This is a genomic window from Thalassovita sp., from assembly GCF_034670005.1.
GTDB lineage: Bacteria > Pseudomonadota > Alphaproteobacteria > Rhodobacterales > Rhodobacteraceae > Thalassobius.
In genome coordinates, this window is the sequence record NZ_JAXMOH010000001.1 from 388,822 (window position 1) to 414,215 (window position 25,394).

Genomic DNA, 25,394 nt, shown 5'->3' on the forward strand with positions numbered 1-25,394 from the left:
ATATGTGCAGGACCTTTGATGACTCAATGTTGCCACCTTATCGGTGCCCCGGTTCAGACCGGCGCGTCACAACCCGGATGCCTGATGGGTCCGGCGGCGTTTCGCACTGCTGGTCTTCCGGAAAAATTGCGACAACTGGGTTGGGACGTGGTGGACTGCGGCGACGCCGCCCTACCCGAAACCACCCCTATCGCCCATGCCAATGAAGCGGTCCATAACCTAGCCGAAATGGTCAGCTGGACCCGGGTTTTGTCTCAGGCGGCCTATGACGCGATGACCGCCAGCGACATGCCCATTTTCATGGGCGGCGATCATTCGATGGCCGCAGGCACCGTCAGTGGCGTTTCCCGATTTGCCGCCGAGCAGAACCGCCCGCTATTCGTACTGTGGCTGGATGCCCATCCCGATCTGCATACACTCGACAGCACCGGCAGCGGTAACCTGCATGGTACTCCGGTTGCCTACTTCACCGGGCAGCCGGGATTTGACATGTTCCCCCCCTTGGCCGCACCGGTCGATCCGGGCAATATCTGCATGATGGGTATCCGCTCTGTTGACCCGGCTGAACATGCCCGGATCAAGGAACTCGGTGTTACCGTGCATGACATGCGCACCCTTGACGAACGTGGTGTCGCGGCGCCGCTGGCCGAATTCCTGGCCCGGGTGAGCGCGGTCAACGGTTTGCTGCATGTCAGTCTTGATGTCGATTTCCTTGACCCTGCCATCGCGCCCGCAGTGGGCACCACCGTACCCGGTGGCGCCACCTTCCGAGAAGCGCATCTGATTATGGAAATGCTGCATGACAGCGGCTTGGTAGGATCGCTCGACCTGGTGGAACTGAACCCCTTCCTCGATGAACGCGGCCGCACAGCGCTGCTAATGACCGATCTGACCGCCAGCCTGTTCGGGCGGCGCGTTTTGGATCGGATGACCCGGAGCTTCGCATGAATCTACCTTCGCAAAAGGCACTCGTCCCCTTCGTTTCCGTCGCCAACATGATGGCACTGGTCAATACCGCTGGCATTGAACCCGTGCTGCGTGATCTGGCGGGCTATATCGAGGCTGATTTCAAACGCTGGCCTGATTTCGACAAGACCCCGCGCGTCGCATCACATTCCGCCGACGGGGTGATTGAACTGATGCCAACGGCGGATGCCGACAATTATGGCTTCAAATATGTCAATGGCCACCCCAAGAACATGAAAGAGGGGTATCAGACCGTCACCGCCTTTGGGGTGTTGTCGAGCGTGGCCAACGGCTATCCGATCCTGTTGACCGAAATGACGGTGCTGACCGCGTTGCGCACCGCCGCGACATCGGCACTGGTCGGCAAATATCTGGCCCCCAAAGGGGCGCGGGTGATGGCAATGATCGGGAATGGCGCGCAATGCGAATTTCAGGCATTGGCGTTCAAGGCGATCTGCGGCATAGACACGGTGCGGCTTTACGATGTTGATCCCAAGGCCACGGAAAAGGCCCTGTGCAATCTGGCAGGTAGTGGGCTGACTGTCATTCCCTGCCGGTCGGGCGAAGACGCCATTGAGGGCGCCCAGATCATCACCACATGCACCGCAGATAAACAATACGCTACGATCCTGACCGACAACATGATCGGGTCAGGCGTGCATATCAACGCCATTGGCGGCGACTGTCCGGGTAAAACCGAACTGCACCGCGATATCCTGCTGCGGTCGGACATTTTCGTGGAATATCCACCACAGACCCGGATCGAGGGCGAGATTCAGCAACTTGAGGACAATCACCCGGTCACCGAGTTATGGCAGGTGATGCGTGGCGAAGCACCGGGCCGAAGCGATCCGCGCCAGATCACACTGTTCGACAGCGTTGGCTTTGCGATCGAAGACTTCAGCGCCTTGCGTTTCATCCATGACAGAATCCGCGACACCACGTTTTTCGATCTGCTGGACATTCTGGCCGACCCGGATGATCCGCGCGATTTGTTCGGGATGGTCAGGCGCGCGGCCTAATTATTCTCAGACGCTTGTCGGCCTGCACCATTTCCATGATCAGGTCACGTTCGGCATCGAAATCATGCGGCACATTCTTTTCTGCACGATGACCCGACAATGACAGGCTGCTGAAAAATTCGAACCCGTGCATCCGGATCTGCGCGAACGGCAACGCGCATAGCGTTGCCGTTGCGATCATGCCCGCCGAGGGCCGCGCATCCAGAACCATAATCAGGTCGGCCAAGATCGACGCCGGCGTCAGCACGAAACCGGGGCGTTTTACCAGACCGTAATCCAACCGCTTGCGCTTACCGCTGGCCCAGAACACATGAGCAGGGTCAAGATCACGCAACACATCCCGCGGCAACCGGACCGAGGTAAACAGCCAATCGGTCCGTGCCCCGTGGCTGATCGCCTCCTGGCCGGGGGCGGTGTTCAAACGCACCACGATGTCGGCGGCGTCGATCTGAGCACCCTGTGCGGCATCGGCCAGTGTGCGGGCATTGCCAACGAGCGCAACTGACTTTCCTTTGACGACTTCGGCCAGCGCATCGTACGGCGCGGAAAAGGCCGCCAAAACGGCTTCGTCGCCTGTCCACTTGGCCAGTTGAAAACGGATATAGCCGGGTTTCGGTGCGGTGATGTCGGTCAGGTTTCTGGACATGGGATAGTGGAAAGCCTGTCGGTAGCCGAGCGGTTTCAGAACAAATTACTAATTTGCCTGATCTGCCCAGTGAGGGAAAGCCATCATCCACGAAAACGAGGCCGGGCCGTCCGCCACCTGCGCCGATTGTCAGTTCACGTAGCTTGGCCTTGTGCGCAAATCAGGACATAAAAATCTGGTGAACCGGCGCGACCGATTGGAAGCACGACACACCGGTTCGGGCGGATCAATCCTCAGAAGAGTCCGATCTCCGCTACCTTCTGCTGCACCTTTTGCGCGGCCTGTTCGCGCACCGGACCATAGCCGCGAATATCCATCGGTGAGGCCAAAACAGTGCCCAGCCGATCCCGCGTCTCATCGGAATAGACCTCGGGCGCACGATCCAGAACCGTTTCGAACCAGGCCAGCAAATCGCGATCCAACCGCCGGTCATGGCTGCGTCCGAAGGGATCGAACGCCGTGCCGCGCAGGCGCTTCATGCGGGCCAGAGTTTTCAAGGCAGGCTTCATCCATGCCCCAAACTGGCGCTTCACCGGACGCCCCCGCGCGTCCTTGGCACCGGGCAACAACGGCGGCGCGAAGTGATAGGCGACTTTGTAATCGCCTTCGAATTCCTGCTCCAGCTGCGCGGCGAAGCCTGGCAGCGTCATCAGCCGGGCCACTTCGTATTCATCCTTGTAGGCCATCAGCTTGAACAGCGAACGCGCTGCCTGCTCGACCAGATCATCCGGCAAATGTGCCCGTAGCGCGTCAATCCGCGCGCTGTAGCGCGTTGCATAGCCGGCATCCTGATAATCACGCAGGAAATCGGCGCGCCGCGCGATCACCGCTGTCAAATCCTCTGCGGCCTTTTCGTCCTGCTGCATCAACGGCAACAGCATTTCGGGCTGCGCGGCGTAAATCCGCCCCAGATCGAAGGCCATCGCATTCTTTTCCACCGCAACCCCGTTCAGCAGGATCGCTTGTTTCATGGTCAGCTCCGACACTGGCACCAGACCCTGCTGCCAAGCCGCGCCCAACAGGATGATATTGGCAAAAACGCTATCCCCCATCAGTTGCTCCGACATCCGGTTGGCATCCAGCGCCAAAACGTTTTCCGACCCAACAGTCGCGCGCAGCAATTGGTCACGCTCGTCGATTTTCAACTGCGCATCGCGGTGCAGCACCAGATCGCCGGTGGGCATTTCAGCCAAATTAAGGACCGCACGGGTACCGTGCCGATAATGCACCGATGCCTTGGGCGAAGACGCTACCACCGCATCGCAACCGATCAACGCATCGGCCGAACCTTCTTCGATCCGCACCTGATTGATCGCGTCAGGGGTCGCAGCGAGTCGGACATAGCCAATCACGGTGCCGAACTTCTGTGCAAATCCGGTGAAATCCAGAACGCTCGCGCCCTTGCCTTCCAGATGCGCCGCCATCGTGATCAGCGCGCCAACCGTCACCACCCCGGTGCCGCCAACCCCTGCGACCAACAGGTCGAAGGGCGTACCCAGATCGGGCAGCGCAGGGTGAGGCAGGCTTTGCAGATATCCCTTGATGTCCAGCTCGACCGGCTTTCGTTTGCGCCTTTCAGCCCCTTCCAGCGTAACGAAACTAGGACAGAATCCGTTCAGGCAGGAAAAATCCTTGTTGCAGCTCGATAGGTTGATTTTGCGCTTTCGGCCGAATTCGGTTTCCTTCGGTTCAACGCTCAGGCAGTTGCTTTCTACCGAACAATCGCCGCAGCCTTCACAGACAAGATCGTTGATAAAGGCAAAGCGCTTGGGGTCCTCCATCGTGCCGCGCTTGCGGCGCCGGCGCTTTTCAGTGGCACAGGTCTGTTCATAGATCAGGACGGTGGTGCCTTGGATGTCGCGCAGTTCGCGTTGCAGGCGATCCATGTCTTCGCGCGGGTGGAAAGTGGTGCCGGGCGGGAAACCGGCAGGATCGAACTTGCCGATATCGTCCGAGGCCAGCGCGATCCGGTCCACCCCTTCGGCGCGGCAGGTCTGGGCAATGCCCTGTACAGAAACCGGACCATCGACCGGCTGTCCGCCAGTCATTGCGACCGCATCGTTATACAGGATCTTGTAGGTGATATTGGTCCCCGCCGCGACCGCCTGGCGGATCGCCAGCGACCCGGAATGGTACCATGTCCCTTCGCCCAGGTTCTGGAAGATATGGCCATTGCCAGTAAATTTCGACGCCGCCACCCAAGGCACACCTTCACCGCCCATCTGGGCGTAGCCGACCGTATTGCGGTCCATCCAGCTGGCCATCACATGACAGCCGATGCCAGAGGCGGCGATACTGCCGTCTGGCACCTTGGTCGAGGTATTATGCGGACAGCCGGAACAGAAATAAGGGGTGCGAACCGCACCCGGGATTTGCAACACCGGCGGCTTGACCTTGGTCAGCCCCCGTGCCTTTTCAACAAATCTTTCTTCGGGGAAAAAACGGTCCAGCCGTTCAGCCACCACGCCGACCAGTTTCAGCGGACTCAATTCGCCGGTCCAGGGGATCAGCGGATCGCCAGCCGCGCGGTACTTTCCCACCATCTTTTCCGGTTTGTCACCGGGCCAGTCATAGAAATATTCCTTGAACTGGCTTTCGATGATGCCGCGCTTTTCTTCGACCACCAGCACTTCTTTCTTACCACGTACAAAGGCCAAAGCATCGCGGCGCGCCAGCGGCCAGACCATCCCGACTTTGTAGATGTCGATGCCCAGTTCACGGCATTTGGCTTCGTCCACGCCCAGCAGCCGCAGTGCCTCCATCAGGTCCAGATGCGCCTTGCCCGCCGTCACGATGCCGAATTTGGCGTCGGGGATGTCATAGATATGGCGGTCAATCGGGTTGGCCTCGACGAACGCTTCGACCGCAGCCAGCTTATGCGCAAGCCGGGTTTCTATTTCGGGGCTGGGCAGGTCAGCGGTGCGCACATGCAGACCGCCCGGCGGCGCGGTGAAATCGGGCTGCACGAAGGCGCGGTCGGGCTGCAATTCAACCGACTGACCGCTTTCCACGGTTTCCGAGATCGCCTTGAAACCCACCCAGGTGCCGGAAAACCGCGACAGCGCGTAACCGTATTCGCCAAAAGCCAGATATTCAGCGACCGAGGCCGGGGCCAGTGTCGGCATGAACCACGCCATGAAGGCGACATCGGACTGGTGCGGCATCGAAGACGACACGCAACCGTGATCGTCGCCCGCTACGACCAAAACGCCGCCATTGGGCGCCGAACCATAGGCGTTACCGTGTTTTAGGGCATCACCTGACCGGTCAACTCCTGGCCCTTTGCCATACCACATGGAAAATACGCCTTCGACGTCACAGGAGGGATTAAGCGACGCCTGCTGCGCGCCCAGAACCGCAGTTGCACCCAGATCTTCGTTCACCGCAGGCAGAAATTCGATCCGGTCCTGCTTCAGCTTGTTCCGGCTGCGCCACATTTCCAGGTCCAGCCCGCCCAAAGGCGATCCGCGATAGCCCGACACAAACCCTGCCGTATTGCGTCCCGCGTCGCGGTCCCGCCGTGCCTGATCGAACAACACCCGGACCAAAGCCTGCGTGCCGGTTAGGAACACACGCCCGGTATTGCGGTCATAGCGGTCGGACAGCTGGTAGGTGTCGAATTTATGGATCGATTGGGTCATTTCAGGAACCTCCTGCCGGGAAAGTATCTGAACACCTCTGGAAAATTCGGTCAAATTACTATGAACTATTGACTAAATGTGGTAGTTTTTTTCAAATATGGAAGTAACACGGATATAATAACCAACATGCTTGACGAAACCGATCACAGGATTCTGCGACTGCTGAAACAGGACAGCCGGATTTCCAATGCCGATCTAGCCGAACAGGTGGGGTTATCCACCTCGTCCTGTTGGCGCCGGGTCCGGGCGCTGGAAGATAGCGGCGCGATCCGCAATTACAGCGTGGTGTTGGATGACGAAAAGACCGGTCTTGGTTTTCAGGTTCTCGTGCATGTTCAACTGACCCGTCATGACCCCGAAAAATTGCGGGAATTCATCAGCGCCGTCGGACGCAAGGAAGAGGTGCGTGATTGTTACGCCACAACGGGACAATCGGATTACCACCTGTTCGTCTGCTGTAGCGACCTGAACGCCTATAACCGGTTTCTGGAGGATTTCCTGTTCCGCCTGCCCGCCGTCGCCAGCGCCCAAAGCAATGTCGTTCTCAGAGCGGTCAAGCATCAGGACAAGGTCGTAAAACCCACGCCCTAACCATATCAGCCGCCCGTTATTCCGCGATGCCGACGCGACGGATCGCGATCATGACGAAATAGCCACGTCGTCAGAGTGCTGAAAAGCGTTTCGGGGTTATGATCAGCCGTCATGATCGGCCACATCGCTGCAAACCCTGACAAGGCCCCAGCAGGTTTACCGCCTGCTGTGGATCAGCGGCGCCCGCCAAAACGTGCCTGAACAGCATGAACCATGGTCGCGCCAAATTCGTAATAGGCCCCCTTGGCGGCGGTCAGAGATTCCCTGTACTGCGCAACCACGGGCACCGGCAACAGGTCGGGCGCATCGTGCAGGATCGCTTGCGCCGCCAAGGTGCCAAAAACAGTGCCCGGCGCAATGCCGCGCCCGGAATAGCCAAAGATTGAATAGGCCGAGGGACCAAGCGAAAGCACCCTGAGGATATGATCCCCTGTCATCGCAATGCGTCCGCTCCAGTTATGTTCAAAGGGCAAGTCTGCCAGTTCGGGATAAAGCGTGCGCAACTTGCGGCGGGCCCATTGGGCATGAATGACACCGCCCAGCCCGTTGCTGTTTCCCATCCCGCCTATGATCAACCGTCCTGCAAAGTCGCGCCGGATCGAGGACATCACCACCCCGGTATCCCAACAGCCCTCTTGCCCGGGAAGCACGTGGTCTAGCGCATCCTGCGGCAATGGTTCGGTTGCGAACTGGCTAAAGCTTACCGGCGCGCAACGCGGTGCCCTGACTTTCGTACCCGCTGCCGGATAGGCGTTGGTTGCCATCAACAATCCTGCGGCCCGCACCTTTCGCCCCTGCGCTGAGACCACCCAAACATCACCATCGTGCGCGACGCTCTGTGCCGGGCTGTTTTCGAACAGACGCGCACCAGCGGTTTGCGCCGCTCGGGCCAGCCCATGACAATAGGCCAGCGGCTGCACAGTACCCGCTGCGGGATTGAACAATGCGCCGTGAAACGCTGCGGACCCGGTGCGTTTGCGGGTTTCCTCGGCATCCAGCAGATGCAGATCCATGCCAAAGGCGGCTGATTGCCGATACCGATCACGCAGGTCTTTCATCCCGCTCGGGGCATGGGCCAAATGCAGCGTTCCGGCACGCGTCGCTTCACAGGATATGCCTTCGCGGTCAATGATATTGAAAACCCGGTCGGGCGCATCCGCAAGCGCTGCGATCAGCCGCCGACCGGCGCTGTCGCCGATCTGGGCCACGATGGTTTCCGGCGGCAGCCACAGCCCGGCATTGACCAACCCAACATTGCGCCCTGATCCGCCAAAACCAATGGTTTGCGCCTCAAGCACCACCACCGAAGCCCCCAGACGCGCAGCTTCCAACGCGGCTGCGCATCCGGTGAAGCCACCGCCGATAACAACCAGATCAGCGCTGAGGTCCTCGCTTAGAATTGCGGTCTCTGCCCGATGAGTCAGGCTCGCCCCCCAAAGCCCGTTTTCTGTCTCAGATCTCAAATTTGATTCCCTGTGCCAATGGCAGCTCACGCGAATAGTTAATCGTATTGGTCTGCCGGCGCATATAGCCTTTCCACGCATCCGACCCACTTTCACGCCCGCCGCCAGTATCCTTTTCACCACCGAACGCGCCGCCGATTTCGGCCCCCGAGGGCCCGATATTGACGTTGGCGATACCGCAGTCGGACCCCGATGCGGACAGGAATTCTTCGGTTTCGCGCAGATCCGTCGAAAAGATACAGGAAGACAGGCCCTGCGGCACCGCATTTTGCATCCCGATCGCTTCATCGAGGTCACGGTATTTCACCACATAAAGGATCGGTGCAAAGGTTTCGTGATGCATGATCGTGGTCTGCGCGGGCAGTTCGACGATAGCCGGGTGGACATAGGCCGCGCCCCCATGTGTTTCAGTCAATGCCCTGTCTCCACCATGAACCACGCCGCCCTCTGCCTTGGCTTGCTCAAGCGACGCCATCATGGCCGCGCTTGCGCCCTGATCAATCAGCGGTCCAACCAACGTGCCAGCGACCAACGGGTCACCGATCGGCAATCCCTCGTAGGCCTTGATCAGGCGCGGGATCAGCGCGTCATAGACGTCTTCATGCACAATCAGACGGCGCAGCGAGGTACAGCGCTGACCAGCGGTGCCCACAGCCGAAAACACAATCGCACGCAGCGCCATTTCCAGATCGGCCGACGGCGCGACGATCATCGCGTTGTTGCCGCCCAATTCCAGAATGGTGCGGCCAAGGCGTTTGGACATATTCGCCGCCACGGCGCGCCCCATCGGCACAGACCCGGTGGCCGAGATGATCGCGACCTTGGGATTGGCGGTCAGCGCTTCGCCCAGGTCGCGGTCCCCGATCAAAACCTGTGTCAGCCCCTCGGGCGCATCGTTACCAAATGCCTTGCAGACCCGGTCGCAGATCTTTTGCACTGCCAACGCGGTCAACGGCGTTTTTTCCGATGGCTTCCAGATCACCGGATCGCCACAGACCAGAGCCAGCGCGGCGTTCCAGCACCACGGTGCGACCGGGAAGTTAAACGCGGTGATCACACCGCAAACGCCCATCGGATGCCAGGTTTCGCGCATCGCATGGCCGGGACGTTCCGACGCAATGGTCAAACCATAAAGTTGGCGCGACAGACCAACGGCGAAATCGCAGATGTCGATCATCTCCTGCACCTCACCCAGGCCTTCCTGCAGGATTTTGCCGCATTCCAGCGTCACCAACGCACCCAACGCGTCTTTCTCGCGGCGCAGCTCTTCACCCAGCAGGCGGACAAATTCACCCCGACGCGGCGCGGGTACTTTGCGCCAGTCCAGAAAAGCATCATGCGCCTTGGCAATCGCAACGTTCGCTTCGGCGATACTATGGGGTTTCAAATGGGCGATTTCCGAACCATCGACCGGGGTGGAAACGACCAGCGTCCCGCCGGTCAGGTCAGCTTCGGTCAGGCCGGATGCGATAAGAATCTCTGCGGGTGTCATGATGTTTCCTCAAATTGCTCTCGGGCGCTGATTGTCCATCCGCGTGAATATTTGCAGCTGCCGGATTTCTGTTGTTGCCTGAATGCGGTTTTTTCGTTCATCCCGCGCCAGCCAGCGCGGATCAGCAATTGTGCAATCGCTCCGCCCAGTGTCCAATTTGCTCAGCAGGTCAGAGTCGTGAAATTTGCATGCCAGATTGCCCAGTTCGGCTTTGACAGTAGTGCCGCAGTCGGAGCAGGTCACAGCGAAATCTGCGATTTCCATCAGACACCACCTTGAATTACTTTCATTTACGGTCAGGCTATCTCTTCAATGGCCCTACTAGAAACGATAAAATGTCCCAAACATTGGAGAAAAACTCATATGATTGCGCCGCGCCGCTTCCTGCCTTCAATCAATTCTCTGCTGGCGCTGGAAGCCGTTGATCGCCTTGGCACTGCAACCGCTGCTGCGCAGGAACTGGCATTGACCCATTCGGCGGTCAGTCGGCAATTGAAAGTGCTGGAGGAACAGATCGGCGTGACGATGTTTGTCCGCGACGGCAAGGTCCTGCGCCTGACACCTGCGGGCGAAGCCTATGCCAACTCGGTCAGGGATCTGTTGCAAAGCCTCGCGCGGGCCAGCCTGAAACTCAAAGCGACGGGCGGGCGCAGCAGTCTCAATATCGCAATCCTGCCGACTTTCGGCATGTATTGGCTGAACCCCAGGCTGCGCGCCTTCTCAAAACTCTATCCCGATATCCAGGTCAACCAGAGCACGCGGTTGACCCAGCTGGATTTCGAACGGGAAAATTTTGACGCCGCGCTGCATTTCGGAACCAAGGACTGGGTCGGCGTAAATTACCTGCCGCTGGCCAGCGAACGGGTCATTGCGGTCTGTGCGCCTGACTTAGTCAAAGACCTGCCTGTGCCGCCCGAACGCCTGCTCGACCTCCCGCTGCTGCATCTCGACAGCCGACCCGGCGCATGGGAAGCGTGGTTCGCCAGCCATGGACTTGAAGCAGATCGGCTGCGGGGGATGCTGTTTGATCAGTTCACCAATCTGGCCGAGGCCGCCGCGCTGGGATTTGGTGTCGCGCTCCTGCCCGAGTTTCTGGCCAGAACCGAACTGTCCCGAGGTCGGCTGGTGCCAGCAAGTTCGGGCTACATTGATGTCGAGGGCACTTATTATCTGGTCTGGCCCAAATCCATAGCCGCCAGCGATACCCTCAAGAAGCTGATCGACTGGATACAGCAACCGCTTTGAGGGTCAATGACACAGGTTCTTAGCCTTCCTTCGCGATCGGCCGGAACAAGGATTGAGCGGTATAAACCAGCACCGCAAACCCGACCGCGCCAGCGGTACCAATCCCAAGCAGCACGATCACATCGACCGGCCCCGTCAATGCCCGCGCTGCACCGCCGTTCCCGATCAATCGCGGGCGGCAGTCTTCGCGCCATGTCTGCATCTCTTCCAGTACGGCTTCGCCAGCGGCCTTGTCATGCCAAGCCGCAGCCAGATCGCGCAACGGCTGAAAATAATCTGGGGCCAGAAGTAAAAGGAAGAAACCGGCAAACGGGTCCAGCCCCCGCCCCCATGTGCCCCAAGCGATTTGATCCAGCAACGTAAACCCGACCCAGACCGCGATCATGGCAACGCCCAGGGCTGAAAAAAGCTCCAACACTGTTGATGACAAAAGGGCAATGCGCAGCACCGCCATGGTACGTTCGCGCAACGTTTCAGAGGCGCGTTCGAAACTTTGTACCACCGGGTCCCCTGCACCGATCAAACGCAGGTCGTAAAGACCGGCAAGCCGGTCAACCAACAAATCGCTCAGCGCACCGATTTCAACCATCTGACGCTTGCTTGCATTCCGCGCGGCCCAACCGACCAGCGCCATGAAAAGCGGGATCGACGGACCCGCCATCACCAAATCCACCGCACAGGCCCAACTGTATCAAAGGGTGATCAAAAGGATGATCACCGGCATCACGGAAACCCGCATCCGCGCCGGGCTATAGCGCATTAGATAAGGCCGCAATGCCTCTAGCTTTTCACTTGCCAGCACGGCAACAGCCCCGGACCCACCGATGACAGACGCGCCCGTCACTGCCGTTTCGCCATCGACCAGTTCGCCGCTCAGGCGGGTCAGGGTGGCTTCGGCATCCTCGAACAGTCGCCGCTGTGAAAACGCGTGAAGCGCGGCGCGCAATATCGCCAGCGCAAGAAATGCAGCAGCCGCAAGAAAGGGCGACATTCCTCGCCCCTGCAAGAGTGCGGCGAGAGCGCTGGCAATCACAGCCGCCTGTAACGGTCAGATCAGCGCCGCCGCCAACGACAACTTTGATCTCACTGACCGTTGCGGGCCTGTGGAAACTACCTCTACCGAATTGGATTGCGCCATGCCGGGATTATAGCTGTATTTCCGGTGCGTATTTATAGCGGCGTGCGCATTCGCGTCTTGATCTGCATCAACGAAAACTTGCATAGCTGATACGACAATTGGTCATAGCTGGGAGGCCGGAATGCGACTGACAACAAGAACAAATCTGGCGGCACGGGTTTTGATGTTCTGCGCGACGAACCCTGACCGGACCGTACGAACATCAGATATCGCGGAACAGTGTAACAGTTCCTCCAACCATGTGGCCCATGTGGTTCAACAGCTCCAATCGGATGGCTTCGTCGAAACGCTACGCGGCCGGTCCGGGGGGCTGCGCTTGGCCAAGCCGCCGGAAACCATTTCGATCGGGGAGGTGTTCCGCCTGTTTGAAACCACGATCCCGTTCGCGGAATGCTTTGACACCGCCACGAATACCTGCCCACTGACAGAAGGTTGCAGGTTGCGCGGTTTCATCCAGCGGGCGCTGGATGCCTTTTATCATGAACTCGACATGGTCACGCTGGATGATCTGGTACGCGGGAATTGCGGGTTGCAGGAACTGCTGTCTATGGGCGAACGGCTGACCGCGGATTGCAAAACCGGCGGAGACCATAGTGACACCATTGCCGATGCCGCTTAATCGCCTGGCAGGACAAGCCGCGCCGACTTGATCAAAGTTCGGGCGCGATCAGCTCCGCGACAAGGCCGTCCAGATGCAATTTCGCGCCGGTGACCGCCTGCAAATCCTGCACCGAAATTTCGGATAGTTTTTCTCGCAACACGAAACGGCCCCCGTCGATATCCACCACAGCAAGCGAGGTATAGACCCGCGTCACGCATCCCACACCGGTCAGCGGCAGGCTACAGCCTTCAACCAGTTTGGGTGCGCCCTTTCTGGTGACATGATCGGTCAGAACTGCGACCCGCTTGGCCCCATGGACCAGATCCATCGCGCCGCCGACCGCAGGAATGCCACCCTTGCCGGTTGACCAGTTCGCCAAATCCCCGTTCTGGGCGACTTCGTAGGCTCCAAGGATCGCCACATCCAGATGGCCGCCGCGCACCATGGAAAAGCTGTCGGCGTGATGGAAAAATGACGATCCGGGACGGGTGGTGACCGCCTTCTTGCCGGCGTTGATGCAATCCCAGTCTTCTTCGCCCGGTGCCGGGGCAGGGCCGAAATCCAACACCCCATTTTCGCTGTGGAAAATTGCCTGCCGCCCCTCGGGCTGAAACTGCGCCACCATTTCCGGAAAGCCGATACCGAGATTGACATAGGCGCCATCTGCAATGTCCTGTGCCGCGCGCCACGCGATTTGAGCGTTAGACAGTTTGATTTGTGAAATATCGATCATGGGTAAACGGCCTCCGCCCGGTTAAGCACTTCTTCCTGCTGCGGCGCGGGCACTTCGACCACGTGATCCACAAATATCCCCGGGGTGATAACCTGTTCAGGATCGATTCCGCCCAGACCGACGACTTCGGTCGCCTGCACAATGGTTGTATTGGCTGCCATGGCCATGATCGGATTGAAATTTCGCGCTGCCATCCGATACGTCAGGTTACCATGCGGATCGGCTGCGTTCGCCTTGATCAGCGCGAAATCGGCCTTGAGCCAACGTTCCTGCACATACATTCGCCCATCGAATTCCGCGACAGGTTTGCCCTCTGCCAGATCGGTGCCGTAACTGGTCGGCGTATAAAAGGCCGGGATACCAGAGCCGCCCGCGCGAATACGTTCGGCCAAGGTGCCCTGCGGCACCAGTTCCAAAGCGATTGTACCGGCGCGATAGCGTTCGGTGAAAACCTCCGTATTGGCGCCGCGCGGGAAAGAACAGATCAGCTTGTCCACCTGCCCCTGCTCGATCAGCGCGGCAAGCCCCACATGGCCATTGCCAGCGTTGTTATTCACCACGGTCAGGCCCTTGGCTCCGTGATCGACCAGTGCGTGAATCAGTTCGATCGGCGCGCCCGATCCGCCGAAACCGCCGATCATCACCGTGGCGCCGTCGGGAATGCGCGACACGGCCTCGGTGACTGAGGCCAATCTCTTGTCCATGACATATCCTTCCATATTCACCGCGCAGGCAGCCCGGATCTTATCCCATCGGTAAACGAGAAGGACGAAGTTGGGCCAGCGATTTTGTGCGCATCTTGACCTTTGTTCGATTTGTGCAAAAAACTGTGCGCATGGCGAACAAAACCGACACCATCGCTTCTTTCGCAAAGGGACTGCGCGTGCTGGAAAGTTTCGGCGCTGAACAGTCGCGGCTGTCGGTAGCCGACGTAGCCGCAGCGACCGGGCTGGACCGGGCGACAGCGCGGCGCTGCCTGCTTACGCTGCACGCCGAGGGCTATGCGGATTATGACGGCAAGTTCTTTACCCTGACCCCGCGCACGCTGCGTCTGGGCATGGGGGCGCTGGCCGCGTTGCCGTTGCCGCAAGTGGTACAGCCCTGGCTCGACCAGCTTACCGAACAAATCGGGCAATCCTGTTCCGTGTCGATTCTGGACGGAACGGAAATCGTATATCTTGCACGGGCGGCACAGCGGCGGGTGATGTCCATCGGGCTGATGCCGGGGTCGCGGTTGCCGGCCCATTGCACCTCGATGGGACGGGTTCTGCTGGCCGCGTTACCCGAACCGCAGGCGCGGCAGGTGATCGAAAATTCAGATCTGAGTCCACGCACCGCGTTTAGCCTGACCGATCCGGATGATATCATGGCGCGCATAGCTGAGGTGCGTCAGCAGGGCTATGCTTTGATCGATCAGGAAGTCGAATCCGGATTGCGGTCGATCGCGGTGCCGGTGATTGACGCCCGAGGCGCGGTGGTAGCAGCACTGAACACCGGCATGGCGGCCACCGCGGACAGTACCGACTCGCTGGTGCGCAATTACTTGCCCGCCCTGCAAAAAGTGCAGGCCGGGCTCCGGCGCGTATTGTGACAGCGCTGGTTTAAGATACAGCTGCGAAACCTTGATCCAAGGCGCCCAGGATTGTGTTCACATTCGTTTCGGACAGGATCAGCGGCGGCGACAGGATCACGTTATTGCCCGAAATCCGAACCATCGCGCCCGCCTCATAGGTCACGTTGTGCAACGTCGCGATGGTCTTTTTATCAATCGGCGTTTTCGTTTCGCGGTCCGCCACCAGTTCCAGCGCGCACATCAGCCCGTGACCGCCACGAACATCGCCTATCAGGTCATATTTTTCGCCAAGCTGCAGCAGCCCATCATAAAGCTGCTTACCCCGGACAGCAGCGTTGTCCTTGACCTGCAAGCGTTCGGTTTCCTTCAGGCAGGCAATGGCGGCCGCAGCGCCAACCGGATGGCCGGAATAGGTATAACCCGATCCGATAGCGGCCTTGCCGGTGCTGTCTTTTTCGAACACCTCGGCCACCGCATCCGAAACCATGACCGCGCCGAAGGGAAAATATCCGTTGGTGATGGCCTTGGCGGTGCACATCAGATCCGGCTGCACGCCCCAATGACGTGACCCGGTCCAATCGCCGGTGCGACCGAAGGCGGTGATGACCTCGTCCGCGATCAGCAGGATACCGTGTTTCGAACAAATTTCGCGCACGCCGGGCATGAAGCTATGATGCGGCGGGATCACCCCGCCTGCGCCCAGCACCGGTTCCATGATGAAGGCCGCAATGGTGCCTGCCCCCTGAAAGGCAATCTCATCCTCCAGCGCGGCCAGGCAAAGCTGCGCCAGCCGTTCCGGATCGGTTTCATTGAACGGGTTTCGATAGGTATAAGGCGCCGGGATATGATAACAGCCGGGCATGAGCGGTTCATACTGAGTGCGGAAATTGGCGTTGCCATTGACGCTGGCGCCCAGAGTATGAGTGCCGTGGTAGCCTTTCTTGAGCGAAAGGTACTTTACCCGCCCTGCTTCGCCTCGGATCTTGTGATACTGCCGCGCCAGACGCAGTGCAATTTCGACGGAATCCGATCCACCCGAGGTAAAGAATGCGCGGCTCAGCCCTTCGGGTTCAAAGAAATCCTTCAGCATCTGGCTCAGTTCGATCACGGCATCGTTCGACGTGCCGCGGAAGATCGAATAATAGGGCAACTTGTCGAGCTGCGCTGCAATGGCCTGTTTCACCGGCGTGCATGAATACCCAAGATTGACGTTCCACAGGCCGCCGACCGCGTCCACCGTACGCTTGCCGTCGACATCGGTAATCTCGACCCCTTCGCCTTCGACGATGATGTCGGGCGGATTGGCGATGCTGTCGCCGGGATGCGCCATCGGGTGCCACAGATTGCGGGCGTTATGCTCTTTGAGGAAATTTGCATCTTTCATATCGGTCACCTTCTATTCGATATGCGTCGGCTCAAACATTGGCCGGTGGGCACTGGGGAAATCCGGGTATTGTCCGCCCAGAGAGCGGGTGGCCGAGCGGGCGGCCTCGCTTAGCTTGGGCGTGATCGTGCGCATACGGTCGAAATCGGCACGGACCAGAGGCACGGCAACGGCAATCGCGCCAACCACCTGCCCGTTTTCGCCAAACAACGGTGCGGCCTGCGATGCGACCTCCTGATCGAAGGTGCTGTCGAGCTGGCTCCAGCCGGTTCGGCGAACCTGCTCTATCATATGTCGCAGGACGGCCGGGTTGGTGATCGTCTTGCTGGTCAACGCCTTGAGCGGCTGGCTCAGCAACTGATCGCGCAGCGCCTCAGGCAAAAAGGACAGCGCAGCAAGCCCGCTGGACGTGGCGTGCAAAGGCAAGGTCTCGGATTCGTCGAAATGTACCTGCGTCCCGTGCAGCCGCGGGTCGGAATGAAAAACGGGCGACAGCAGGTCCCCCTGCAACAGCGAAGCATGGGCAAGTTCCCCCACTGCTTCGGCCAGTTCGAACACGATGGGGCGCAACAAGGCGCGCACCGGGAAGGCCGCCTCTCGCACCGCCGACAGCCGCAGCAGCGCCGGCCCCAGACGATAGGCGCGGCTGGACGGATCCTGTTCGAGAAATCCGTTTTCCTCCAGCTCGCTCAGATGGCGATGCACTGTGGCTTTGTCGCGTCCGCTAAGGCGCACGAATTCGCCCAGACCGATCTCGGACCGGGTTGAGGAGAACTGATTAAGCAGCTCCAATGCCTTGGTGATGGTTCCCATGTCTGCCCCCTACTCTGCCCGACGCGCCGACGCATAGTCGAAGAAGCGGGCGAGTTCACCGGCAAAAAGGCCGCTATCAGCAGGCTGCGTCAGAGACGCCCGAGCAGACGCGGTAACAGCCTGCCCGACCTCATCGGCATATTCCTCGACCAGATCGGTGATGAAGTCACGGGTCATCTCCGGATGGTGCTGCACGGAAAAAACCGTTTCGTTCAATTCAAATCCGGCGATGGGGCAGCCCGGCCCTTCGAACAACACGCGCGCGCCTTGGGGAACATCCCCGACCTGCTCACTATGCGAACCGTAAAGCGAAAACTGTGGCTCCGGCCCGGACCACGGTGCCTGCGCGACCCGGCTCAGCTCCAGTCGGCCATGGCCCCATCCAAGCGGATTGGGAATGATCGAAGCGCCCAGCACCTTGGCAATCATCTGGTGCCCGAAACAGGCCCCGAAGAGAGGTTGCCCAGCGGCAATCATCTGGCGGATCAACTCTTCCAGCCGCAGCATCCACGGCAAACCGGCCAGAACCGAAGCCGGGCTGCCGGTAATCATGACACCGTCGAACGATCCGATATCCGATGGAAATTCCTCGCGGCAGACCCAGAACGGCACAGTGCTCCAGTCTGGTCGCGCCTTTGCAATCAAAGCCGCGAATTTTTCGCCATCATCGGGGCGGGCGCGGGAAAAGGCGCTATCGTCGGTATTGGTGATGAGAGTGGCAAGCCGCATATCAGACAAACCACACATAAAAATCCAACAATGCATCGGGTTCCAGATCGCGGGTCTTGCGGTATTCACGTTCCTTCATGAAAGCGTGGTTCTCAACCAGTTCAGGGCCCACCGCCTGCACCAACGCGGTATCGGCCTGCAAATCGCGCACTGCGGCGCGCAAGTTTGCGGCCACGCCCTGACGTGCATCGGTGGTGTCGAACCCATCGCCGGTTTCGATCGGAGGCAGGGGCAGCTTACCTTCATAGCCCAGCCGTGCGGCCTGCAACACGGCGGCCGTGGCGGTATACGGGTTGGCGCTGGCATCGGCCATCCGATGTTCAAGCCGCGCCTTGACCCCACCTTCGCAGGACACCCGGGTTGTCACTGCCCGGTGATCCCCGCCCCAGTTCTGCCAATAGCCGGACAATGATCCGGGTTGCAGCCGCAAATAGGATGTGGCGGTCGGCGCAATCAGGCCTGCCAGCCCCTTGTGGTGATGTACCAGCCCGCCAAGACAGCCGCGGGCAAGATCGTTCAGATGGTCCGGTCCGCCCAAAGGACCACTGGCCAGTGCGTTCTGGCCGTTGCCATCGGTGAAGGAAAAGTTGATATGCATGCCCGACCCGCCCATTTCAGCGATCGGTTTCGGCATGAAGGTCAGGATCATACCGTGATCCAGCGCGACCTCGCGCGCCATCAGGCGAAACAGCACGATATCGTCCACCGCCTTCAGAGCATCATCGAAGGACAGCGTATATTCGAATTGCGGGCTGTCATATTCCGCCGTGATCATGTCCAGCCGGAATCCCATTTCCTCGGCCTTGCGCCAGATCAGATCGTTGACCCGCATCGGGTCCGAGAATGGGCCGGTCCCATAGACCACGCCGCCGGGGGCGTCATAGGGTCTGAGCCTGCCGCTTTCGTCGCCTTGCAGCGCATAGGCTTCGAGTTCGATACCGACCTTGGGGTTCAGCCCATGCGCCTGCCAATCCGCGATAGCGCGTTTCAACGCCCCGCGCGGACAAAGCCCCATCGGCGCGCCTTCGGTGTCATACAGATCGCCCAGAACCACCTTGGTCGCGGGTTCCCAGCTATCGCGGATATCAGCGGCCTGCCAGCGCAGCTCCATATCCGGCATCCCATCGCGCACCTTTGCATGCGGGGCATCCAACAACAGGTCGCGGTCATAATGCACGCCAAAGGTGGCGCGGGCAAAGCGCGAAGCATCGTCGCCAATCTTGGAACCGGGCAGGTATTTCCCGCGCGGGATGGAAAGATGGTCGATGAAAAGAGCGCGAAGACGATCTGACATGAGGGCCTCAGTTCAGGGTGACGCGAACGGGAAGATGTTTGATCCCGTTGACGAAATTTGAGCGGACAAAGGATTCCTGTCCGGTGGGTTCGATGGATTTGATGCGCTTGAGCAGTTCTTGGAACAGAACCCGCACTTCCAGCCGCGCCAGATGCATCCCCAGACACACATGCGGCCCGCCTTGTCCCCATGCCAGCTGCCGGTTGGGTTTGCGCGATAGCGTCAGGCGATATGGGTCTTCGAACATCTCGTCATCGCGGTTGGCCGAAACGAACCAGTAAAGCACCTTGTCGCCTTCCTTGATCTGCTTGCCATGCACTTCGACATCGCGCATCGCGGTGCGCCGGAAATAGGTCGCTGGCGACGCCCAACGCACGATTTCATCCGGACCGGTGCCCCAGACTTCGCCCGATTGCATTTCTTCCAGCAGCCCCGGCTGACGCGCCAGCGCCTGAATACCCGCAGCAATGGAATAGCGGGTGGTGTCGTTACCCGCTGCTACCAGCAGACAGAAAAAATTGCGGAACTCCGTCTCGGATATGGTTTCACCATTTTCGTCCGGTTGCATAATCAGATGCAAAATACCGCTGGTGTCGCCGCTGGCGTTTTTCTTTGCCATAAGGTCATGGGCATATTCATACAGTTCAGCCCCGGCGGGCGAATTGAACGGCATCAACCGATAAGCGTCGGTTTCCAGCTTATCAGCCACATGGTCGGTGAAATCCGGGTCGGTATTCGCCATCAGCGCATCGCCCTTGTCGACCAGCCACGGCAAGTCTTCGTCCGGCGTGCCCAGGATCTGCCCAAGCATCCGCATCGGCAGCTCACGGGCGATTTCACGCGTGGCGCAGAATTCGCCCTTTTCCAGAGCCGCATCTAGGATCGGATCGCAAAGATCGCGGATTTGATCCTCGAACCCGGCCACCACTTGCGGCGAAAATGCTTTGGCCACCTTCATGCGGACCTTGCGATGCTCTTGCCCGTCGGTTTCCTGAAAGGTGCGGCGGGCCATGTATTCCTCGTAGCTCTGGTCTTCCATCCGGATGCCGCGCGCCGAAGAAAAGGTTTCGACGTCGCGGATCATCTTCACGATGTCCTCGTGCCGTGTGATCGACCAATATCCCTTGCCCTGATCGAAATCGGACCAATGGCACGGGTCTTCTTGGCGTAACCGCGCAAAGGTGTTGTAAGGCGCACCGCCGGCAAAGGCGTCGTGTGAACCGAGATCGGCAAAACCGTCGTCTTCAGGAACCCAAATGGTCATAGCTACGCTTCCGTCTTTGTTTCTTGGTACGTGTTTCAAAATGCCGCGTTTTGCGCCCGGCAATGCGTTTGGTAAAATGGGTCGACGCCTTCTTGGCATTGCTGCGCCGATCCACCGGGGTCCATTCGCGCCAGACCCGCCACAACGTCGACCCTAGAACCACGATAATCACGCAGAACAACAGCAAGGCGATCGGTCGGTCGATGAAATCCAGCGGCGTCTTGACCCGGTTCATCGACGCCCGCAGTTTGACCTCCATGATACCGCCTAGCACCATGCCAAGGACAATCGGCACAATTGGCAGGTTCAACCGTTTCAGGACAAAGCCGATGAGCCCGAAAACCGCCGCCACGCCGCAATCCACTGCCGAGTTGCGGATCGAGTAGACGCCGACGAAGCTCAACAGAAGGATGCACATGCCAAGGAAACGATTGGGGATCTTGGTGAGATAGACAAGCCAGCCGGTAGAGACCAGCAAGAAGCCCACCACCAACACGTTCAGCAACAACAGCGCAAGGTAGAGTGCGACCACGAAATCCATCTGAAACTGGAACAACCCCGGCCCCGGCACGACGTTATGCACATAAAATACCGACAGCATCATGGCGGTCAGCGCCTCGCCCGGGATACCCAGCGCCAAAAGCGGGATCATCGCCGCCGCTGGCACCGCGTTATTGGCCGTTTCCGAGGCGATCAACCCTTCGGAAGACCCGCGACCGAACGCTTGCGGCGTCTTCGACAGCTTGCGTGCCGACGTGTAGGACATGAACTGCGCAGTGAATTCGCCAACCCCCGGGATCATCCCCATCAACACCCCGAAACCGGCCGAAACCCCGGCCACACGCGGGTGACGCGCCAATTCCCGGAACCCCTGGAAAAGCGACCCGCGCGACTTGGTGATACGCACCTTTTCGTCATCCATCGTCAACAGGACAAAAGCCTGGCTCAGCGCGAAAAGCCCCAGCACCACCACGATCAGATCGACACCGCTGGCCAGCCAGCTTTGTTCAAAAGTGAAGCGGCGCGAATATTTCACCGGTTCCAGCCCAACGGTGCTGAGGAAGATGCCAAAACCGGTCAGTGCCGCAGCAATCAGCATCTGGCCTCGATGCGCCACGATGACAAGGATCACCCCAAGCAACGCGGCAAGGAAGATTTCGCGCGACCCGAACATGGGCGCGACCTTGGCCAGCACCGGTGAGAGCAAGATCAGGCAGACAACCGAAAAAACCCCGCCAAAGAAGCTGGCCGAATAGGCCAGCGACAGCGCCCGCCGCGCCTCGCCCCGCAGGGTCATGGGATAGCCATCATAGGTGGTCAGCGCATTGACCGCCGTGCCGGGTGTGTTGATCAGGATCGCCGGGATCGCGCCGCCATACATGGACGATCCATAGATGCCCAGCAACACGGTCAGCCCGACGATCGGGTCCATCGAGAACGTGGCGGGCAACAGGATCGCGATGGCAACTGCGGGACCGACGCCCGGAATGGCACCGATTGCCACCCCACCGATGGAACCTGCGATCAGCGCCAGGACGACATCCCAGCGTGACAAGACTTCGATGGCTGCAAAAAGAATATCCATCACAGATACAATATCGCGAAGTTGCGAAAACCGCCGGGCAGCAGTTCATAAATCACCGCACCGGGGATTTTGACACCCAGCAGGCCCTTGAACAGAATCACGGTCACCACGGCAAACAGTGCTGCCAGCCCCAAATAAGCCGTCGACCGGTAGCCCAGCCGCCATGTCAGCGCACAGGCCAGCAGAAGGCTCATCGGCAGAAAGCCCAGAAACGGCACAGCGATGACATAGGCCATGAACCAGAGCGCATATTCCAAAGGTTCAGCCCAGCGGCGCAGTTCCGCCATATCCAGTTTGGTAAAACGCCGGCGGCGCATGCGCGCAAGGTGCAAGGCAAAGCAGATCACCATTACAACGATCGCCACGGCGGGCCAGAAACGTGGCTGTGCAGCGAAAGACTTGGAATTTTCCAGCCAAAGCGTTTGCCCCGGCAGGTTGACCAGCAACAGCAACGACAGCAGCAGCGCAGCCACCACGAATCCAAGCTGTCCGGCGCTTCGGGTTCTGATCTGAGTGTCGATTTCGTCGCTCATAATAAGGTCTTTGTTCTGATTTCGGAAAAGCAGCAGCGGAGGGGCCGCGGGGCCCCTCCGTCAAAAGATTACTCGAGCGCCGCACCAACGGTCGCCAGCGTGGCCTTGTCAGCCTCGATTACAGCGGTGCTTTCTTCGGCGTTCTTCCAATAGACCAGAGCGCCGGTTTCCGCCGCGACCTTCTGGGCGCGATCGCTCTTCATTGTCTTTTCGGCAACGGCGGCGATCTTGGCGCGCACGTCCGCTGGCGTGTCCTTAGTCACGAACAGCCCGTTCCACAGCGCGATATTCAGCGTCGGGTCCACCTCACCGATGGTCGGCGTTTCAGGGATCTTGGTAATGCGTTCACCGGTGATCGCCACCAACACCTTGACCTGATCGAGACAGGGCAGGATAAGCTGAAGCGTGGTGTTGATCACATCCGCATCACCCGACGCCAAGGTATTGCAATCCAGCGCATCAAAAGCCGCATCCGCCGCCCATTCGAAGTCCATATTCGCGGCCAACGCCTTGGTCACCTGCGTCGGGGTCAGAACGTCGCCGAAATGGCCCAGCACCACGTCATTGTCTTTGGCATAGGCGGCCAGTTCTTCCATGTTGGAATAGGGCGCATTGCCCGACGTCGCGATGACGAAGGGATACGTCAGGAATATGCCAATGGGGTCGAACTTTTCCGGCGCAAGTTCGGGAATGCCGATCTCGTGGCCGATCAGCGCCACCGCAGGCACGAAAGACCCGATAGTGTATCCATCGGCAGGCGCGGTCGCGACGTCTATGGCACCGGGGAACGGACCACCGCCGCCACCGGGTTTGTTCACAACTGCGGCGGCGACTCCATATTCGGTTTGGAAATCTTCGGCAATCATGCGGGTCAGCACATCTTCCAGATCCCCCGGCGGCCATGGAACGACGAAGCTGACGGGTTTTTCGGGGTATTCGGCCAGGGCAGGGCCGGCAAGGCCAAGCGTCAGGGCGGCGATTGTGGCGGTCAGTACGGATTTCATTTCGGACTCCCTGTTGATCGGTTCATTATTTGAACCTGTGGTATTCTTTTTAGCTTCGCGATCCAGCCGCGACCTGTCAATGATTAATTTGTTAAGGATGCAGCGTTGACAGGCGCTTTCCGGCGCTGCACAATTTGTGAAACTTAAGGTTCACATATTGAACCGATCAGGAGACTTTCGGTGGACATATCCCAAATAGAGACCCTGCGACGCCTGCCGGTTGCACCGGCCCGCCACGTGATCGACGGGGAACTGCACGACGCCTCCGACGGGCAGGTGATGCAGGTGACATCGCCCATCGACGGGCAGACCGTAACCACCCTGCCCCGTGGCACGATCGTCGATGCTCAGTCCGCGATCACAGCCGCCCGCCGCGCCTTTGACGATGGTCGCTGGTCCGGCCGCAACCCTGCAGAGCGCAAGAAAGTGCTGCTGAAATGGGCCGACCTGATCGAAGCGCAAGCGCTGGAACTGGCAGTGCTCGGTGTGCGCGAAAACGGCACCGAAATTGCCATGGCGTTCAAGGCCGAACCTCTTTCAGCCGTCGCCACGATCCGATATTACGCCGAGGCAATCGACAAGCTCTATGGTGAAATCGCCCCCACTGCGCCTGGCACTCTTGGGCTGGTCCACCGTGAACCGGCGGGCGTCGTCGGTGCTATCGTACCGTGGAATTTCCCACTGATGATCGGGGCATGGAAACTGGGGCCAGCCTTGGCAGCAGGGTGTTCAGTGGTTCTCAAACCCGCCGAAACCGCTTCGTTGACATTGCTGCGCATCGCCGAACTTGCGCTGGAAGCGGGACTGCCGCCGGGAGTTTTGAACGTCGTCACCGGCGAAGGTGGAACCGTGGGTGCCGCGATCGCCGAATCGATGGAGGTGGACGTGCTGGTCTTCACCGGCTCGGGTGCCACCGGGCGGCGGCTGCTGGAGGCGTCGGCGCGTTCGAATCTCAAGCGTGTCTATCTCGAACTGGGGGGCAAGTCGCCCAACGTGATTTTTGCCGATGCGCCGGATCTCGATGAAGCGGTGAAGGTCACTGCCAATGGCATTTTCCGCAATTCGGGGCAGGTTTGTATTGCGGGCACCCGGTTGCTGGTGGAACGCTCTATCCACGACAGTTTTGTCGAAAAGCTTAAGGCGTTCAGCGAGAGCATGAAAGTCGGTGATCCGCTCGACCCGGCCACAGTCGCAGGTGCAGTGAACTCACGGCGGCAGTTGCAGCAAAATCTGGATTTCGTCGAAGAGGCCCGCGTCGCAGGGCGCGAGATTGTCACCGGAGGCCAGCAGATATTGCAGGACACTGGTGGTTATTACATGTCCCCCACCATCGTCACCGGCGTACGCCCCACCGATCGGCTGGCTCAGCAAGAGGTCTTTGGCCCGGTTCTGGCTGTGCAATCCTTTGAGACCGAAGACGAAGCGGTCACGCTTGCCAATGGCACAGATTACGGTCTTGCCGCAGCGGTCTGGACGTCGAACCTGTCGCGGGCGCATCGCATGGTGCGGCGCATCCGGGCCGGGATCGTTCACGTGAACACCTATGGCGGATCGGACCTGACGGTACCGCTGGGCGGGGTTGGCCAATCGGGCAACGGGCATGACAAATCGCTGCATGCTTTCGACAAATACCTCGATTTGAAAACCGCTTGGTTCAAACTCTGAAAAATCAGCATA

24 protein-coding genes and 1 pseudogene are annotated in these 25,394 nt (G+C 59.4%); 7 read left to right on the forward strand and 18 right to left on the reverse strand.

The genetic code is table 11. The annotated features are described in order from the left end of the window. Positions 1-18 precede the first annotated feature (18 nt). Both rocF and VOI23_RS02110 read left to right on the forward strand, forming a co-directional pair. Positions 19-948, forward strand: a complete 930-nt coding sequence (rocF, locus tag VOI23_RS02105; protein ID WP_323780826.1) for an arginase — start codon at positions 19-21, stop codon at positions 946-948. Beyond that, a complete protein-coding gene (locus VOI23_RS02110; protein ID WP_323780830.1) occupies positions 945-1,988 on the forward strand; it encodes an ornithine cyclodeaminase in 1,044 nt (347 codons plus the stop codon). Before rocF ends, VOI23_RS02110 begins: the two co-directional genes overlap by 4 nt. On the opposite strand, the gene VOI23_RS02115 is transcribed toward VOI23_RS02110, so the two are convergent. Continuing rightward, positions 1,972-2,634 carry a glycosyltransferase family 29 protein gene (locus tag VOI23_RS02115; protein ID WP_323780833.1) on the reverse strand — a complete coding sequence of 221 codons (663 nt, stop codon included), beginning with the start codon at positions 2,632-2,634 and terminating at the stop codon, positions 1,972-1,974. The two genes, VOI23_RS02110 and VOI23_RS02115, sit on opposite strands and share 17 nt — an antisense overlap. Positions 2,635-2,867: 233 nt before the next feature. Continuing rightward, positions 2,868-6,275, reverse strand: a complete 3,408-nt coding sequence (locus VOI23_RS02120; protein WP_323780836.1) for an indolepyruvate ferredoxin oxidoreductase family protein — start codon at positions 6,273-6,275, stop codon at positions 2,868-2,870. Positions 6,276-6,401: 126 nt separating this feature from the next. Between VOI23_RS02120 and VOI23_RS02125 the strand changes: the two genes are divergently transcribed. Continuing rightward, positions 6,402-6,866: an Lrp/AsnC family transcriptional regulator gene (locus VOI23_RS02125; protein ID WP_323780838.1), complete on the forward strand. Its 465-nt coding sequence runs from the start codon at positions 6,402-6,404 to the stop codon at positions 6,864-6,866. A 173-nt stretch (positions 6,867-7,039) separates the two neighbouring features. Here VOI23_RS02125 and VOI23_RS02130 read toward each other — a convergent pair whose 3' ends face one another. Genes VOI23_RS02130 through VOI23_RS02140 form a run of 3 tightly spaced genes read right to left on the reverse strand, consistent with a single transcriptional unit; the run spans position 7,040 to position 10,085 of the window. Continuing rightward, on the reverse strand, positions 7,040-8,329 hold the full coding sequence (locus VOI23_RS02130) for an FAD-binding oxidoreductase (RefSeq protein ID WP_323780841.1): 1,290 nt from the start codon (positions 8,327-8,329) through the stop codon (positions 7,040-7,042). After that, positions 8,319-9,821, reverse strand: coding sequence for an aldehyde dehydrogenase family protein (locus VOI23_RS02135; protein ID WP_323780844.1), 1,503 nt, complete (start codon positions 9,819-9,821; stop codon positions 8,319-8,321). Before VOI23_RS02135 ends, VOI23_RS02130 begins: the two co-directional genes overlap by 11 nt. A 9-nt stretch (positions 9,822-9,830) precedes the next feature. After that, positions 9,831-10,085, reverse strand: a complete 255-nt coding sequence (locus VOI23_RS02140; protein ID WP_323780847.1) for a hypothetical protein — start codon at positions 10,083-10,085, stop codon at positions 9,831-9,833. A gap of 99 nt (positions 10,086-10,184) precedes the next feature. Between VOI23_RS02140 and VOI23_RS02145 the strand changes: the two genes are divergently transcribed. Further along, entirely contained in the window at positions 10,185-11,066 is an 882-nt protein-coding gene (locus tag VOI23_RS02145; protein WP_323780849.1) for a LysR substrate-binding domain-containing protein, read from the forward strand. 19 nt (positions 11,067-11,085) lie between these two features. On the opposite strand, the gene VOI23_RS02150 is transcribed toward VOI23_RS02145, so the two are convergent. The 3 genes and pseudogenes from VOI23_RS02150 to VOI23_RS02160 form a co-directional block, all read right to left on the reverse strand. Further along, the gene (locus VOI23_RS02150; RefSeq protein WP_323781835.1) at positions 11,086-11,451 is read right to left on the reverse strand and encodes a DUF5368 family protein; all 366 of its coding nucleotides are present in this window, start codon (positions 11,449-11,451) and stop codon (positions 11,086-11,088) included. Next, a pseudogene (locus VOI23_RS02155) lies at positions 11,425-11,745 on the reverse strand (ABC transporter transmembrane domain-containing protein); the annotation flags it as partial. The pseudogene VOI23_RS02155 and the gene VOI23_RS02150, both read right to left, overlap by 27 nt. A gap of 12 nt (positions 11,746-11,757) precedes the next feature. Then, the gene (locus VOI23_RS02160; RefSeq protein WP_323780852.1) at positions 11,758-12,057 is read right to left on the reverse strand and encodes a hypothetical protein; all 300 of its coding nucleotides are present in this window, start codon (positions 12,055-12,057) and stop codon (positions 11,758-11,760) included. A gap of 268 nt (positions 12,058-12,325) precedes the next feature. Here VOI23_RS02160 and VOI23_RS02165 point away from each other — a divergent pair, with 268 nt between their 5' ends. Next, complete coding sequence (locus VOI23_RS02165) at positions 12,326-12,823, forward strand: Rrf2 family transcriptional regulator (RefSeq protein ID WP_323780854.1); 498 nt, start codon at positions 12,326-12,328, stop codon at positions 12,821-12,823. Between the two features lie 31 nt (positions 12,824-12,854). On the opposite strand, the gene VOI23_RS02170 is transcribed toward VOI23_RS02165, so the two are convergent. Both VOI23_RS02170 and VOI23_RS02175 read right to left on the reverse strand, forming a co-directional pair. Continuing rightward, positions 12,855-13,538: a 3-oxoacid CoA-transferase subunit B gene (locus VOI23_RS02170; RefSeq protein ID WP_323780856.1), complete on the reverse strand. Its 684-nt coding sequence runs from the start codon at positions 13,536-13,538 to the stop codon at positions 12,855-12,857. Next, on the reverse strand, positions 13,535-14,242 hold the full coding sequence (locus VOI23_RS02175) for a 3-oxoacid CoA-transferase subunit A (protein WP_323780859.1): 708 nt from the start codon (positions 14,240-14,242) through the stop codon (positions 13,535-13,537). Before VOI23_RS02175 ends, VOI23_RS02170 begins: the two co-directional genes overlap by 4 nt. Before the next feature lie 131 nt (positions 14,243-14,373). Here VOI23_RS02175 and VOI23_RS02180 point away from each other — a divergent pair, with 131 nt between their 5' ends. Further along, on the forward strand, positions 14,374-15,129 hold the full coding sequence (locus VOI23_RS02180; RefSeq protein WP_323780861.1) for an IclR family transcriptional regulator domain-containing protein: 756 nt from the start codon (positions 14,374-14,376) through the stop codon (positions 15,127-15,129). 10 nt (positions 15,130-15,139) lie between these two features. On the opposite strand, the gene VOI23_RS02185 is transcribed toward VOI23_RS02180, so the two are convergent. The 8 genes from VOI23_RS02185 to VOI23_RS02220 all read right to left on the reverse strand — a co-directional run bounded on the left by VOI23_RS02185 (position 15,140) and on the right by VOI23_RS02220 (position 23,717). Beyond that, on the reverse strand, positions 15,140-16,495 hold the full coding sequence (locus VOI23_RS02185) for an aspartate aminotransferase family protein (protein WP_323780864.1): 1,356 nt from the start codon (positions 16,493-16,495) through the stop codon (positions 15,140-15,142). Positions 16,496-16,507: 12 nt separating this feature from the next. Further along, positions 16,508-17,308, reverse strand: coding sequence for an IclR family transcriptional regulator (locus tag VOI23_RS02190; protein ID WP_323780867.1), 801 nt, complete (start codon positions 17,306-17,308; stop codon positions 16,508-16,510). A gap of 9 nt (positions 17,309-17,317) precedes the next feature. Then, on the reverse strand, positions 17,318-18,037 hold the full coding sequence (locus VOI23_RS02195; protein ID WP_323780871.1) for a type 1 glutamine amidotransferase: 720 nt from the start codon (positions 18,035-18,037) through the stop codon (positions 17,318-17,320). A gap of 1 nt (position 18,038) precedes the next feature. Beyond that, positions 18,039-19,331, reverse strand: coding sequence for a glutamine synthetase family protein (locus tag VOI23_RS02200; protein ID WP_323780873.1), 1,293 nt, complete (start codon positions 19,329-19,331; stop codon positions 18,039-18,041). A gap of 7 nt (positions 19,332-19,338) precedes the next feature. After that, positions 19,339-20,595, reverse strand: a complete 1,257-nt coding sequence (locus VOI23_RS02205) for a cytochrome P450 (protein WP_323780876.1) — start codon at positions 20,593-20,595, stop codon at positions 19,339-19,341. Next, the gene (locus VOI23_RS02210; RefSeq protein ID WP_323780880.1) at positions 20,576-22,180 is read right to left on the reverse strand and encodes a tripartite tricarboxylate transporter permease; all 1,605 of its coding nucleotides are present in this window, start codon (positions 22,178-22,180) and stop codon (positions 20,576-20,578) included. The genes VOI23_RS02205 and VOI23_RS02210 overlap by 20 nt, the downstream gene beginning before the upstream one ends. Next, entirely contained in the window at positions 22,180-22,713 is a 534-nt protein-coding gene (locus VOI23_RS02215) for a tripartite tricarboxylate transporter TctB family protein (protein WP_323780882.1), read from the reverse strand. Before VOI23_RS02215 ends, VOI23_RS02210 begins: the two co-directional genes overlap by 1 nt. A gap of 68 nt (positions 22,714-22,781) precedes the next feature. Beyond that, on the reverse strand, positions 22,782-23,717 hold the full coding sequence (locus VOI23_RS02220) for a tripartite tricarboxylate transporter substrate-binding protein (protein WP_323780884.1): 936 nt from the start codon (positions 23,715-23,717) through the stop codon (positions 22,782-22,784). 180 nt (positions 23,718-23,897) lie between these two features. Between VOI23_RS02220 and VOI23_RS02225 the strand changes: the two genes are divergently transcribed. After that, the gene (locus tag VOI23_RS02225) at positions 23,898-25,382 is read left to right on the forward strand and encodes an aldehyde dehydrogenase (RefSeq protein WP_323780887.1); all 1,485 of its coding nucleotides are present in this window, start codon (positions 23,898-23,900) and stop codon (positions 25,380-25,382) included. The last annotated feature ends 12 nt before the right edge of the window (positions 25,383-25,394 follow it).